This is a genomic window from Nocardia sp. PLKS1-43 (assembly GCF_059510335.1).
This window is the reverse complement of record NZ_JCAJZQ010000003.1, coordinates 326338-339785: the sequence shown is the minus strand read 5'-3', so window position 1 is coordinate 339785 and position 13448 is coordinate 326338. Positions and strand designations below refer to the sequence as shown.

The following is a 13448-nucleotide window of genomic DNA, read 5'->3' as shown; positions in this document are numbered from 1 at the left end:
CTGGATCGCGTACTCCCACGTTGTGGGCGGCCTGCGGGCCGAGGGCTAATCCTCTCACGCACGCCACATGGTGCCCAAAGATCAACGCGCGACATACGGGATTCTGCGTTCTTGTGCGATCGATCCATACGCCCGGTCGTGTGGCGGGTCCTGCCGCCAAGCCTGCTTGGCCTACGGATAGTTGCCTACGGACCGCAGTCCGTAGGCCACCGTCCGCCCCGGTTTGCCCCGCCGACCAGCGGTTTTCGTGGTGGTGTCTGCCTGGCTGCCGCACGGACACTAAACACACCCTGCGGGCGCATTTAGTGTCCATGCGGCAGCCAGGCAGACGGTTGGGTGGGTGGGCTGGTCCGCGGGGCAAACCGGGGCTGATTTGGACTGGATGGATGAGGACTGGACTGAGGAGAGACTTAACCGAGGATTACCGGCACGAGGAGGGACCGGCACAAGAGAAGACCGGCACTGGGTGGGTTGGTGGCATGGTGCGTTGGGTCGGCCGGGTGGCTGTTGGGCCATTGATTCGGTGGGGGACCAGCACGCGCAGAAAGTCGTGATAGAGGGTCGGGGCAGCATGTGGCGATCCTGTTGGGCATTTCGGAGTTTGGGTCGATCTGTCGGTGGGGGTGCTAGAGTGGTGGATAGCCACCTGGGCGGTTGATTAGAGGGGAACGTTTCATATGGCGAGGTCTGTAAGTGATTCGCGTCTGCCTGACGTTATTCGCGCGTACATGCGCGCGCACGGATTGACTAAACAGGAGGAAATGGCCAAGGTCCTTGGCATCGATCGGACTCTCGTGTCGATGTATTTGACTGGAAAGAGAATCTGCCGGGACGTCGGGCAGTTGCGGCAGTTTGCGCGGGCAATGGATCTGCCGCCTGAAACGCTGGGAATTATCGATCTTCCGGATGCTGCCCAGGCGACGCGCGACGAGGCCGTTACTGAATGGCGACTTGTGCGGCAGACGTTGAACCGGAATCGGCATGCACTGACCGCTGCGGCGGCTCGCCTGTACTGGGATGCCACCGTCATCGAGGGGACGACTTGCATCACGTGGCCGGAATGGATGGCGCCGGCGCCGATCGACCTCGATTCGATCGACTTGACCTTCAATACCGACGCTGAACCGCCCATGTTCGATGGCAGCGAGGTGGAATCCGAGCCGTGGCGACCGATGCGGGCGAACGGCTTGCGGTATGGGCGTTATAGCCAGGCCATACGCGCGATCGCCCGGCCGTCGCTGTTCGAGAACCGCACGTCATATCGTCTGCTCGATGCTTCGTTCGAGGGGGCTGGCGGCCGGATGGCTTTCGGGCTGACTACGTACTTCGACATGGTGGACGTCTGCGAAGTCATCGCGCACGAGACCGCTGCTGCTTGGATATCGCGTAATGGGCAGGAGCGGCTCACTCTGGACGAGTTGCCGTTCCGCCGCCGAATCGGGGACCTGTTTGACCCTCGCCGGCGGCCGATTCTTCCGAGCATCAACACGTTGACGATCCGGAGGGCGCCCGAGGGCGACACCTTCTTCCTGCATAGACGTGGATCGGCGCAAGTGACGCTGGCCGCCGGGCTGACGCACATCATCCCCGCGGGCGTGTTTCAGCCTGCAGCGATCGGCCAGGTGAACGTATCGCGAGATTTCAGTCTGTGGCGCAACATGATTCGCGAGTACTCCGAAGAACTTCTCGACACTCCGGAACACGACGGGAGCAGCGGTGTTCCCGTCGACTACGACATCGAGCCGTTTCGAACTTTGACTGAGGGACGGCGAGCTGGTCAGGTTCGCGCATGGTGCTTCGGGATCGGGCTGGATCCGCTTGCGCCGGCGGGGGAGATCCTGACCACGGTCGTGATGGATTCCGACGTTTTTGATGCAGCGTTCGAAGGTTTGGTGTCGCAGAACGCCGAGGGCGAGGTATACCCGTCCGAACCTGGAACGGTGGGGATTCCCTGGACGTCGGCAAATGTGCGACGGGCGCTGAACCGTGAACCGCTGGCCGCCGCCGCGGCGGCGTGTATAGCGCTCACCTGGCGGCACCGTGACCAACTGCTCCCGTGATGCCATGATGGCCTGGTGCGTGTACTGGTAACCGGGGCAAACGGCTACATCGGTCGAGCCGTCGTGGCCACGTTGGGCGAGGCGGGCCACGAACCGGTGGCCATGGTGCGCGCGAAGGGCGCACCGATTACTGGTGCAGCCGAGGTCCGTACAGCTGATCTACTCGATAGCGAGTCGATGCATCGGGCGGTGCGCGACGTCGATGCGGTGTGTCACCTGGCCGCGATCACCCGCGCGCGGGAGTCATTTGCCGAGCCGATGCGCTACTTCCGGGTGAACGTAGGTGGGACGATCAACCTGCTGGAAGCCATGGAGTCCGCCGACGTACGGCGGATCGTCTTCGCGTCGACGGGGGCCATCTACGGGACGCCAGAGCGTCAGCCGATGAATGAAGAGGTCCGCGATGCTCCGCCGCATCCGTACGCGAGCAGCAAGCTTGCGGCCGAGCTAGCGATAGAGGCCCAGGCGCGAGGCGGACATCTCGCGGCGACCGTTCTGCGAGTTCCGAACATCGCCGGCGGCAGCGATCCTGACTTGACCAGGTTGGTTCCGCGAGCGATTGCGGCTGCAGCTGACCAGACTGCCCTGCCAGTCAACGGCGATGGCTCAGCGGTTCGCGACTATCTGCACATCCAAGACGCTGCAGACGCATTTGTGCAGTGCCTTGAGCACCTTCCGGAAATGGGCCAGGCGATCAGGTACAACCTCGGCAGTGGTCACGGTGCGAGCGTTATGGATATCGTCGCGGCTGTCGAGCGGGCGAGCGGTCGGCATGTACAGCTGGAGCACAGACCCCCAGCCTTCGAACCAGCGAAGTTGATCAACGACCCGTCGAAGGTGATCGCTGAGACCGGTTGGTCTCCACGTCGGTCCAATATCGATGCGATTGTTCGGGATGCTTGGTCGGCGACTGTAGCCGCAACTCGCTGAAAGTCACTCCGGCGCAGTCTGATCCGTGCTCGAATTCGTGGTGCCGCGACGGCTCGTCGAAGGGGGCCGCGGGGGGAGTTCGTCGGTATCACCAGACAGCCAGCTCAGAAATGCGATGACATGCGCATTCATGTTCGAACCAACCTGTTCGACCGCCGCTTGGGCGCGCTGGTACAGCGCGGGATCCGGTCGGTAGACCCTCGCTGGATTCAGGTGCTTACTCGGCATAGATAACAGCATGTCATGGTGGCTAGCCATACGTCCACCGGGGGCGTATGATTATGAGGTGGCTAGCCACCGTGACCATTGGGAATGATCCGGTGACAAATCATCACACCGTGATCTTGGGTTCGTGATCAGGCTTATAAGTACACGGATGATCTAGCTCATTGAAAGGGGTTCTGTACCGCCAACTTTGATCGCCTCAGCGGCGAGCGCCTTGGCCCGGATGAATTGTTCCAGCGATTCGGAATGGGTTACGACGCAAAAACTCCCCGGCAGTTCCAGCTACCGGGGAGCCGAGAACCAAAGCGGTTGCACCCGCTTCAGTCATTTCCCTTACCTCAGTGACGAAAGGTCCCTGAAGCATGTCCAGTGTATCTGGCCGGTCGGCCAAATCTGGTTACAAGAAGTCCCGTACCCGCACGAAGACCCGCTCGGTGCTGCCGAGCCGGTTCGAGCGGGCGGTGGATCCCGATGGGCTGTTGCAGCCCGAGGAACGGAAGCATCGCGCCGCGCTGCTGCGCAATCAGGTGCAGTTCACGCGCCTGGCTCGCCGTTACGAGCAGGGGGTCGCGTGATGCGCGATCGCATGGGTGCTCATGTCTCCCAGGTCGACACGTTCGGTTCGCAGGAGGACGCCGACGACGTGTTCGTAACCACCTGTGTCCGTGGCTCGTTCCGGGTCCGGTACTTCGACCACGTCGACCGGGTGTGCCTCGATGTCCAAGGCCCGATCGGTGGCGGGGATACGTCGATGCAATTGACTCTAGACCAGGCCGTTCTTTTGCGCGAACTGCTCGATGCCGGAATCGCGGACGCGATCGCGGCTGCGGCGCCGGTGCGGGCGCTTCCTGCCGGCGGTGATGCGGTGTGAGGCTCGCGACCGAGGTTCTGCTGATTCTGTTCGTGCTCGCGGCGCTGTTGTTCATCGCGGCGCCGGGCACGGTCCTGGCCGTGGTCTTCCTGGCCGTGCTGTACGCCGCCTGGCGCCGGCGGCCCCGTCGATCGGGGGTGCGGCGATGAGCGAGGACTTGGAGCGATACGAGCTGGTGTACAACCCGACGACGCTGGAGCCGGTCGGGGTGACGGATCTGTGGCAGCCGGCCGGCGCCAGCTCCGGGGTATGGGCCGGTGTACCAGCCGGTTCCGATGTCGGCGCCGCACCCGGCCGCGTATCAGCCTGTGCGGTCGCGAGTTCCGGGCCGGATCTGGATCCGGGTGGGCTTGTATACCGCGGCAGGGATTTTCGCGGCCGGTGTGGCGGTGGGGTGCTGGTTCTCCAGCTCCCGCGAGCCTGAGGCCCCGACCGTGGTCGTGTGCCCGCCGCCGGGAGTTCAGGTTGCTGCCCGGCCCGCTGAGTGCGGACCGGGGCAGGAGGTGGCCCGATGAAGCTGCCGAAGATATGGGGACCTGACGAGTGGGCGCGTGCCGCCGCGCCGGCGATTCCCTCGATCACCGTCGATCACGGTGTGATGCGGTCCGAGGCGACCGGGCACCGGGCGATGGACGTCGGTGAGGGCCAGTGGGTGTTCACCGGGCTGCCTGGACGTCAGTTCACTCCAGAGCAGGCCAAGGCCGGTATGCGCTTGGCGGTCGCTCCGGATCGGCTGGAAGCCCGTGAGTGGGCGACCACGCTCGGGCTGACATTGAACGAGGCCGTCGGTCTCATCAACACCGCACGTCCTTCGCTGGAGAAGACCGCGAATCCGGTTGAGGTGCAGCGGGAGTGGGGGCTGGAGCGATGACCCCGAAAATCAATCGCGACCACGCCACAGGGCTGCGGGTGGAGCCGAGCCGGATGTGGTTCGACGAGCTGCCGCACACCGCGGAGTTGGGTGAGCGGGGCTGGCAGGTGTCGTGGCTGCCCGGTCGCGACGATCTGAGCCAGACACAGGCTCGTGACGCGCTGACGGTGGCGAAGATGTCGACCAGCTACCGGATGCGGGAGTTCGCACGCCGGGACTGGCCGCGGATCAAGCAGTTGGCCCTGGGCGTAGGGGTGGATCCGCGAGACGCGGTCAAGCTCGTCCGCGACGCGGAGGCACGTGCTCAGGAACAGGCGATACAGACCCCGATATGGCAGATCGCGCACCTGGAGGCGCCTCTGCCGTCGGGGTCCGAGCTGGCCGAGAAGGTGATACGGGTCGATGCGCCGAGAGCGCCGGAGGTCCGCACACCCGGCCGGGTGCCGGGGCAGTGGCTCGCGTCGGGTGAGTTCCTCGATCGGGGGTTGGAGCGATGAGCCTGACCGTCACCGATTTGTTTTGCGGCGCTGGGGGATCCAGTACTGGTCTGTTGCAGGTGCCGGGGTTCGAGGTGATCGTGGCCTCGAATCACTGGCAGCTCGCGCTGGACACGCACGGCGCGAATCATCCGCAGATCGATCACAAGCGCGCCGATATCCATGCGGTCGACCCGTTGACGTTCCCGCGTACCGAGGTGCTGTGGGCGTCGCCGGAGTGCACGAATCACTCGCAGGCCCGGGGCCGTAAACGCAATGTGGACGCGACGCCGGATCTGTTCGGGGAGATCCTGCCGGACGAGGCCGCGGAGCGGTCGCGGGCCACGATGTGGGATGTGCCGCGGTTCGCTGAGCGGCACATGTATCAGGCGATCATCACCGAGAACGTGGTCGATGCCGCGCAGTGGGTGATGTTCCCGGCCTGGTTGCAGGCGATGACGTTGCTCGGCTACGCGCACCGCATCGTGTACGGGAACTCGATGCACGCCCAGGCCGGCGGGCTCCCGGCGCCGCAGTCCCGCGACCGCATGTATGTGGTGTTCTGGCGCAAGGGCAACCGCGCCCCGGACCTGGAGCGGTGGACCCGCCCGTCCGCGTACTGCGAGGAGTGCGGGGAGATGGTGTCGGCGATCCAGTCGTGGAAGCGACCCGAGCGCGCACCGTGGGGCCGGTACCGGGCGCAGTACGTGTGGCGGTGCCCGCGCACGAGCTGCCGTAACAGCGTGGTTGAGCCGGGCTGGCTCCCGGCCGCCGCGGCGATCGACTGGACGCTCAAAGGCGAGCGGATCGGCGATCGAGCGAAACCGTTGGCGCCCAAGACGATCACACGGATTCAGGCCGGGCTGGCCAAGTTCTACCGGCACGAACCGTTCCTGACCGTTCACCGTCACGAGTACCGGACGCACCCGGTGAGCGTGCCCGCGCCGACGCTGACCGCCAGCGGTAACCATGTCGGATTGTTGGTGCCCGCCGGCGGGACGTGGCGCACCGAGGCGACCTCGCTGCGGGAGCCGATGCCTACGCGCACGACCCGCGACAGCGACGCGCTGCTGATCCCGGTCGAAGGCCGCGACGGCAAGGAAGCCCGCTCGGCGAGCGAGGTGTTGCGCACCATGACCACCCGCAACGAGACCGGGTTGTTGATGCCGTACTACGGCACCGGCCAGATGCGGCCGGTCGGCGAGCCGATCGGCACGTTGACCACTCGGGACCGGTACGCGTTCGTGCTGCCGATGCGGAACAACAACACCGCCAAGGGGATCGGCGAGCCGTTCGACACCTTCGCTGCGGCCGGGAACCACCACGCGATGGTCACTCCCGACCGTGAGCCGAAGACGCCGGCGGTCGAGGACTGCGTGTTCCGGATGCTCGAGCCGCACGAGATCGCCGCGGGCATGGCGTTCCCGCCCGAGTACCGGATCCTGGGCAACAAGCGTGAGCGGGTGCGCCAGGCCGGGAACGCGGTCACCCCGCCGATGGCCCGCGACCTGGGCCATGCGGTTGCCGAATCGCTGGGGGTGACCGCATGACCGGCCACCAGCACGGCGCCTCGTTCGACCGCGTCGTCGACGCGCTGCGACAGGTGACCACCGAAGGCGCCGGACGGTCGGGGCAGTGGACCAAGTTCGTGTGCCCCGCGCACGCGGACTCACACCCCTCGCTCGGGGTGAAGTACGACCCGACGCGGGAGAAGACGATCGTGGTGTGCTTCGCGGGCTGCCCGCAGGAAGACATCCTGGACGCGGCGAAACTGCGGGTGCGGGACCTGTTCGACCATCTGCCCGACGGCACTGCGCCCGGCTACCGGCCCCCGCAGCGACGGCCCGATCAGGCCGCGCCACGCCGCACCCCGCAGCGTCTGCGGCCGGGGCCCGGTCGGGGCGATGAGCTGGGGGAGGTGACCGGGCCGCGGCGGCGGGTGGCGACCTACACGTACACCACTGCGGCGAATGAGCCTGTCGGACAGGTGATTCGCACCCAGACCCCGCACGAGCACGGTGTGGAGAAGGGGTTCTATCAGCGGCGCTGGGACGCCGAGCAGCAGCAGTTCATACCGGGCGGGTTCGCGCCGGTGCTGTATCAGGCGCCGACGGTGGCGTGGGCGGTCGAGCACGCGCATCCGATCCTGGTGTGCGAGGGCGAGAAAGACGTCGACCGCGCCATCGCCGCGGGATACCCGGCCACCTGCAACGCGGCCGGGGCGGGCAAGTTCACCACCGAGCACGCCGAGCAGCTGCGCGGCGCCGCGCACGTGGTGATCGTCGCGGACCGTGACCGGGCCGGGTTCGATCACGCCCTGCAGGTGCACGACCGCCTGCAGGGGATGGCCGGGCAAGTCACGGTGATGCAGGCCGCCACAGGCAAGGACCTGTCCGATCACCTCGACGCCGGCCACGGCATCAACGATCTGACCTGGATCCCACCGGACCAGCTGCAGATGTACCGCGAAGGCCCCACCACCGCAAGCGGCGGCGGTTCGCCGCGGCCGTCGGCGGTGTCGGTGATCAACCGTGCGATGCGGCAGCCCGAGATGGAGTGGGGGCTGGATCGATGAGCACACCTCACGAATCCGCCACCAGCGGAACCGCCTCGGGTGCAACGAGTTCGGCGTGCGGCTGCGGGGCCACGGAGGTGTTTTCGCGCGGCATGTGCAGCCACTGCTACAGCCGTGACCGGTACCGGGGCAAGGTCCTGCGGACCTGGAACCCGGATCGCGTCGACCCCGCCGTGGCGCGCGAGCACCTGGACCGGTTGCAGGCCGCGGGTGTCCCGGCGAACCAGATCGCCAAGCTCGCCGGGATCAATCACTCGGTGCTGTCCCGGCTGCCCAACGCCGTGCACATCACCCGCCGCACCGAGGCCGCGATCCTCGCGGTCGACGTTCCTGCGGACCCGGCCGCAGTTGTGGAGGACGCCGCGCGGGTGCCCTCGATCGGGGCGGTGCGCCGGATCCAGGCACTGGTGGCGGCGGGGCATACGCAGACCGAACTGGCGCGCGAACTCGGCATCGACGTGGCGAACATGCGCCCGCTCACCGGCCGCCCTGCCGGGGACGCTCGACACCGTGGTGAGGAGATCACCGCAGGGCGGCACCGTCAGATCGCCGAGTTGTTCGACCGGCTGCAGATGGTTCCCGGGACCTCGCAGCAGGCCCGCGAGCTGGGCAAAAAGCTCGGGTGGGCGTTGCCGTTCGAGTGGGACGAGGACGCGATCGACGATCCCGCCGCCCGGCCGCAGCGGGCGCGCTGGACCCCGACCTCGGGCCGCACCGAGCGCCGATCCTCGCGCCAGATGCGTCGTGAGCAGGTCAGCCACCTGACCGAACTGGGCATGTCCGCCGGCCAGATCGCGACCCAGCTCGGCGTCACCGGCCGCACCGTCCAACGCGACCGCCACCAGGCGGCACTCGCGAATTCACGACAGCCACAGATGGATTGGGGGTTGGACCGATGACATCACCCACCTTGCGTTTACTCAGCCTGGGGGCAGGCGTGCAGTCAACCGTGCTCGCGCTGATGGCCTGCCGCGGTGAGCTGCCCGGCCTGGACGGCGCAATCTTCGCCGACACCGGGTGGGAACCGAAAGCCGTGTACGCCCAGGTGAATCGCCTGGAGGTGGAGCTGGCGGCGGCGGGGATCCCGTTGTACCGGGTCAACAACGGCAACCTGCGCGATGATGCGCTGGACCCGCAGCACCGATTCGTGTCTGTCCCGTACTACACCCGTTCGGCGGCCGACGACGATGGCATGGCGCGCCGCCAGTGCACCAGTGAATACAAGCTGGTGCCGATCAACCGCAAGGTGCGAGAACTGCTGGGCGCCAAGCCTCCGACGTTCCGGACGGTGCCCAAAGGCCGTGTGGCCGAGCAGTGGATCGGGTTTTCCACCGACGAGGTGCATCGGGTCAACGATCGCCGCCAGAACCGGTACACCACCAAACGGTTCCCGCTGCTAGAGCTGGAGATGTCCCGCAAGGACTGCGAACGCTGGCTCAAAGTCCTGGGCTGGGGCCACACCGTGAAATCCAGCTGCATTGGGTGCCCGTTCCACGGCAACGCCCACTGGCGCGACATGCGCGACCGTCACCCCGAGGAATGGGCCGATGCCTGCGATTTCGACCGCCGCATACGTAAAGGCAACGCGGGCGCTGCCCCGATCCGTGGCGAGGCATTCCTACACCGCTCACGAGTGCCGTTGGAACTGGCCCCGATCGGCCGTGTGACTCGTCGTGAGCGCGCGGACTTGCAGCTGGAGATTTTCGACGAACTCGCTGAACAAGGCGACCTCGACGGCTGCTCACCGTACGGATGCCGCTCGGGTATCCCCGTTGCGCGGAGGACGAATCGATGACACGTCGACCGAAGCCGGACCCACGATTGCAGTGGACCGAAGGTGATGAACAACTGACCGTATTCGTCTGCCAGCAGTGGTGCATCGACTTCGCCACGCTGCAGGTGCTGCGCGGCACCGAACGTTCCCGCACGTACGAGCTGATGGCGCGGTTGCGGGACGGGTTCGGGGTGTTGCGGTCGGTGTCGATCCGCCCGGATGGTGCTGACCGGGATGTGACGGTGGTGTGGCCGTGGCCCGCGGTCGCGGCCGAACGGCTCGGGCACGCGGTGTCCGGGTGGAACCCGACAGGTACGAACATCGCGCACAAGCTCGCGGTGTCGCGGGTGCGTGCGGCGCTGTGCGGGCTGGATGCGTCGCTGTGGGTGCCGGAGCGAAAGCTGTTGCGCGACGCGGCGATCGCGACCGGGCAACGTCCCGGCGGGCTGAGGCTCGCGGACCGTTCCGGATTCCTCGGCAACAGCCCTGGTGCCGGTCCTGTGGTGCGTGGGCACGTGCACGACGGCCGGTACCGGTACGGCGAGAAGTGGCTGGCGGTCGAGGTCGAACTCACCCTCAAACGCCCTTCGCGCAAGCGGCTTCCGCAGGTGGTGCTGGCCGCGTACGAGCGGGCGGCCGCGGTGGGGGACGGGTTGCTGTACGTGTACGGCACCGAGGTGATCGGCCGCTCTCTCAAACGCCTGGTCCGCGAACTCATCGACGACGGGCGCCTGCCCCAACATCCCGACATTCGTTTGCGGCTGCTGGACAACGTGATTCAGCGCCGCAGCATCGACCTGCCCTCGACACGAGAGGAGCGCAGCCAATGAACCCCTACACCAGATTCCACCTGCCCAGCGACTGCCAGCCCCTGATCACCGCAGCCGACTGCGGCACCACCGCTACCGGGCCCACCCCGGCCGCACCAATCCCGACAGCACCGGCAGCGGGGAGCGAGTGCCACCCGTTGATCACCCCGGCCGACTGCGGCACCGCGCCGGCACCGGGGACACAGCGCCCGGTGTTCGACCTGACCCCGGCATCGGACCAGCATTCGACCGGTCTGCTGCACTTCATGAACAGCCACGACCCGAGCATGCACACCGACACCGAATGGGTGCATCATCTCGGCGGATTCCTGGCCGATACCGGTATCGGAGTTGGATTCGCCGGCGCGGTGGTCGCCGCGGCGGTGTGGCAGGCCCGCCGCGGCGGCTGGGACGCGGCGCGGTTGCGGAACTACACCGCGGGATCGCTGGTCCTTCCGGCCGCGACCGCAGCGGTGTCCGGATCGGTGTGGACACCGCTGGAGTTGTTCGCACACGGCACCGCCCTGGCCGCGGAGGCGGACTGGATCCCGGCCGTGCTGGATATGAGCGTCGCCGGCGTGCCCGCCGGGTTGGCGGTGGCGATGGTGTGGTGGGCGCAGCGGGTCAACAAGCTGCACACCGTCGGCAAAAAGGACATTCCCGCGACCGAACGCGCCCAGCGCCGCGAGATCGACGCCAAATTCAGTGCCGCTCGCGACCTGGCCACCCGCGCCACCCCGCTGACCGTCGTGACCGGCCGCGGCCGCCGCCAGGTGGTGATGGGCCGCCAGGCCGCCACGGTCACCCAGCACCGCAAATCCGTTGCCGGCTCCCTGCTTTCTGGCACCGACACCCTGTTGAGCATCCCCTACAGCGCGGTGTGTAAGCACCTGGGCGTGCTCGGCGGGCCGGGCACGGGCAAGACGATTGCGGAGTGCCGGTTGTCCGTCGCGGCGCACTTCGCCGGACACGAACGCTATCTGGCCGCCGCGGGCACCTCGAAGGTGGCGCGCAAAGCGCTGGGGATCAAGCCCAAACGCGCGGTAAGCATCTTCCTGTCCTGCAAGGGCGGCATCGAGGACCTGGTCACCTTCGCCGACATCAAAGCCGCCCTGCTCGCCGGCGGGGTGCATCCGTCGAAGATCGCGATGGTTCCCGCCGACAAACTCAACATCTGGGGACTGGAGCCCGACCGGCTGCGGCACGTGATCGAGGACCTGGCCCCGACCGCGAAGGCGAGCGATTCGGCGCAGAAGTTCTACGAGGAACTGCGGATCTCGCTGGTGCACTTGATCATCGACGCCCCGGACCCCGACACCGGGACGGGGCCGGGGGAGAACCCACCGACGAACTCGAAGGAGTTCATGGCCCGGTTCGATCCGGCGTTCCTGTGGCACGCCTGGGGCGGGATGTTCGACGGCGACGGGCACTTCACGTTCCCGCCGACCCCGGCACATCGGGCCGAGCTGAACGCGATCATCGCCGCCAACGACGGCAAACAGCCTGTGCTGCCCGCGGAGACCGCGCGTTTCGACAACCTGTTCCGCGAGCTGGACGGGGTATTCGACGGCCCGTTCGATGTCCTCGATAAGGACTACTGGTTCATCACCGTGCCCGGCACCGCCCAAAAGAGCGTCGCTATCTCGCAGGCCAAGGCCGTGATCAAGCTGGTCGAGCAGGTCGCGGCCACTCCACACGGCTGCCAGATCACCTTCACCATCGACGAATTCTCCCGCGTCTCCGAAGGCGCCAGCCTCACCGACGCCTGCGAGGCGCTGCGCTCGCAAGGGGTGTCGTGCATCGTCGGCGCGCACTCGTTCGAATCCCTCGCCGGCACCGACCGGGACGCCAAACAGCTGATGAAGGCGTGGTCCGGTGGCCTGTTGTGCTTCGGCATGGAAGGCCCCGACGAGGTCGTCACCCTGTACGGCACCCGCCGCGCGTTGGAGCCGTCCAAACACACCGTCGGCGAACGCCACGGCGACGAGGGCCAGGTCCGCATGCAAGACGCGCTGCTGATCGACCCGAACCTGTTGCGGCGCTTGGAACCCGGGGACTGCGTGTACGTCAACCGCGGCACCGCGGTCTGGGGCCGAGTCAGCGTGCTGGACCCCGACACCATCCCCCTGCTGCCCATGGAACCCGGCACCAAACCGAAGGACGCCCGCAGCCGACGGTGGCTGCGCGCAGGTGGCGCGCTCATCCACGGGCCCGGAGCGCCCGCGTGAGCGAGGAAGCCGATTCCGAAAGCGACTTCGGCCCCGCCGACGACAGCCACGATCGAGCCCGCGGCCTGCCCGACCCCACCAAACCCGACGACAAGGAGGACCCCGACATGCTGCCCGAACCCCTCGACCCCGACGACGACACCCCCGCCTCGCACCGCGCCATCGACGCTCCGAAACCGGCCGCCGAACCCCGCGACGCGCAGGCCCCGACCGCGGGCCAGTTGCACGCGATGTTCCCCGACGCGTTCCCGAAGAACACCCCCGAGCGCCGGGAACGGCACCTCACCGCCGTCCCGGACCCGGTTGACGAGACCACCGTGGACACCCTGCCCGCAGACCTCGACCAGGACGACCCACTGATCGCCGCTGCGCTGCGGTGGCGCGCGGTGATGACGTTCTGGTGGCGCCCGGCCGCGACCGTCGCTGTGGTCGTGGTGATCGGCGTTGTCGCGTTCTTCGCCACCGGTATCGCTGTCGGCATCGCCTGGTGCGTCTACGGCATCGGCTGGACCGGCCACAGCGTGTGGGCCGCCCACGGCCGCCCCAGCCTGCACCAGCTCGCCCACACCCGCCGCGGAGGCGGCTGGTGACAGAAGACGAACCCCAGTCCTCGGCGCCCATGCCGACGA

Annotated in this window: 14 protein-coding genes; all 14 read left to right on the top strand. The window is 67.2% G+C overall.

Translation table 11 applies throughout. From position 1 onward, the window contains the following. Positions 1 to 728: 728 nt before the first annotated feature. The 14 genes from AC5WS7_RS13430 (at position 729) to AC5WS7_RS13365 (ending at position 13409) form a co-directional block, all read left to right on the top strand. Complete coding sequence (locus AC5WS7_RS13430) at positions 729 to 2060, top strand: helix-turn-helix domain-containing protein (protein ID WP_495954785.1); 1332 nt, start codon at positions 729 to 731, stop codon at positions 2058 to 2060. A 15-nt stretch (positions 2061 to 2075) separates the two neighbouring features. Beyond that, complete coding sequence (locus AC5WS7_RS13425) at positions 2076 to 2990, top strand: NAD-dependent epimerase/dehydratase family protein (protein ID WP_495954784.1); 915 nt, start codon at positions 2076 to 2078, stop codon at positions 2988 to 2990. A 587-nt stretch (positions 2991 to 3577) separates the two neighbouring features. After that, positions 3578 to 3790, top strand: coding sequence for a hypothetical protein (locus AC5WS7_RS13420; RefSeq protein WP_495954783.1), 213 nt, complete (start codon positions 3578 to 3580; stop codon positions 3788 to 3790). Continuing rightward, positions 3790 to 4086: a hypothetical protein gene (locus tag AC5WS7_RS13415; RefSeq protein WP_495954782.1), complete on the top strand. Its 297-nt coding sequence runs from the start codon at positions 3790 to 3792 to the stop codon at positions 4084 to 4086. Before AC5WS7_RS13420 ends, AC5WS7_RS13415 begins: the two co-directional genes overlap by 1 nt. Continuing rightward, complete coding sequence (locus AC5WS7_RS13410; protein WP_495954781.1) at positions 4083 to 4235, top strand: hypothetical protein; 153 nt, start codon at positions 4083 to 4085, stop codon at positions 4233 to 4235. The genes AC5WS7_RS13415 and AC5WS7_RS13410 overlap by 4 nt, the downstream gene beginning before the upstream one ends. Positions 4236 to 4597: 362 nt before the next feature. Continuing rightward, on the top strand, positions 4598 to 4957 hold the full coding sequence (locus AC5WS7_RS13405; RefSeq protein ID WP_495954780.1) for a hypothetical protein: 360 nt from the start codon (positions 4598 to 4600) through the stop codon (positions 4955 to 4957). Then, complete coding sequence (locus tag AC5WS7_RS13400; protein ID WP_495954779.1) at positions 4954 to 5454, top strand: hypothetical protein; 501 nt, start codon at positions 4954 to 4956, stop codon at positions 5452 to 5454. The genes AC5WS7_RS13405 and AC5WS7_RS13400 overlap by 4 nt, the downstream gene beginning before the upstream one ends. Continuing rightward, positions 5451 to 6983: a DNA cytosine methyltransferase gene (locus AC5WS7_RS13395; protein ID WP_495954778.1), complete on the top strand. Its 1533-nt coding sequence runs from the start codon at positions 5451 to 5453 to the stop codon at positions 6981 to 6983. Before AC5WS7_RS13400 ends, AC5WS7_RS13395 begins: the two co-directional genes overlap by 4 nt. Continuing rightward, positions 6980 to 8008 carry a toprim domain-containing protein gene (locus tag AC5WS7_RS13390; protein WP_495954777.1) on the top strand — a complete coding sequence of 343 codons (1029 nt, stop codon included), beginning with the start codon at positions 6980 to 6982 and terminating at the stop codon, positions 8006 to 8008. Before AC5WS7_RS13395 ends, AC5WS7_RS13390 begins: the two co-directional genes overlap by 4 nt. Then, positions 8005 to 8907, top strand: a complete 903-nt coding sequence (locus AC5WS7_RS13385; RefSeq protein WP_495954776.1) for a hypothetical protein — start codon at positions 8005 to 8007, stop codon at positions 8905 to 8907. Before AC5WS7_RS13390 ends, AC5WS7_RS13385 begins: the two co-directional genes overlap by 4 nt. Further along, positions 8904 to 9803: a hypothetical protein gene (locus AC5WS7_RS13380; RefSeq protein WP_495954775.1), complete on the top strand. Its 900-nt coding sequence runs from the start codon at positions 8904 to 8906 to the stop codon at positions 9801 to 9803. The genes AC5WS7_RS13385 and AC5WS7_RS13380 overlap by 4 nt, the downstream gene beginning before the upstream one ends. Then, positions 9800 to 10612, top strand: coding sequence for a hypothetical protein (locus AC5WS7_RS13375; RefSeq protein WP_495954774.1), 813 nt, complete (start codon positions 9800 to 9802; stop codon positions 10610 to 10612). Before AC5WS7_RS13380 ends, AC5WS7_RS13375 begins: the two co-directional genes overlap by 4 nt. Beyond that, positions 10609 to 12819: a hypothetical protein gene (locus tag AC5WS7_RS13370; RefSeq protein WP_495954773.1), complete on the top strand. Its 2211-nt coding sequence runs from the start codon at positions 10609 to 10611 to the stop codon at positions 12817 to 12819. The genes AC5WS7_RS13375 and AC5WS7_RS13370 overlap by 4 nt, the downstream gene beginning before the upstream one ends. Beyond that, a complete protein-coding gene (locus tag AC5WS7_RS13365; RefSeq protein WP_495954772.1) occupies positions 12816 to 13409 on the top strand; it encodes a hypothetical protein in 594 nt (197 codons plus the stop codon). The genes AC5WS7_RS13370 and AC5WS7_RS13365 overlap by 4 nt, the downstream gene beginning before the upstream one ends. Positions 13410 to 13448: the final 39 nt, after the last annotated feature.

Coding starts and splice junctions, on each gene's coding strand:
- AC5WS7_RS13380 (WP_495954775.1), top strand. CDS start 8,904: ATGACATCACCCACCTTGCGTTTACTCAGCCTGGGGGCAGGCGTGCAG.
- AC5WS7_RS13420 (WP_495954783.1), top strand. CDS start 3,578: ATGTCCAGTGTATCTGGCCGGTCGGCCAAATCTGGTTACAAGAAGTCC.
- AC5WS7_RS13405 (WP_495954780.1), top strand. CDS start 4,598: ATGAAGCTGCCGAAGATATGGGGACCTGACGAGTGGGCGCGTGCCGCC.
- AC5WS7_RS13430 (WP_495954785.1), top strand. CDS start 729: ATGCGCGCGCACGGATTGACTAAACAGGAGGAAATGGCCAAGGTCCTT.
- AC5WS7_RS13415 (WP_495954782.1), top strand. CDS start 3,790: ATGCGCGATCGCATGGGTGCTCATGTCTCCCAGGTCGACACGTTCGGT.
- AC5WS7_RS13385 (WP_495954776.1), top strand. CDS start 8,005: ATGAGCACACCTCACGAATCCGCCACCAGCGGAACCGCCTCGGGTGCA.
- AC5WS7_RS13370 (WP_495954773.1), top strand. CDS start 10,609: ATGAACCCCTACACCAGATTCCACCTGCCCAGCGACTGCCAGCCCCTG.
- AC5WS7_RS13390 (WP_495954777.1), top strand. CDS start 6,980: ATGACCGGCCACCAGCACGGCGCCTCGTTCGACCGCGTCGTCGACGCG.
- AC5WS7_RS13395 (WP_495954778.1), top strand. CDS start 5,451: ATGAGCCTGACCGTCACCGATTTGTTTTGCGGCGCTGGGGGATCCAGT.
- AC5WS7_RS13375 (WP_495954774.1), top strand. CDS start 9,800: ATGACACGTCGACCGAAGCCGGACCCACGATTGCAGTGGACCGAAGGT.
- AC5WS7_RS13400 (WP_495954779.1), top strand. CDS start 4,954: ATGACCCCGAAAATCAATCGCGACCACGCCACAGGGCTGCGGGTGGAG.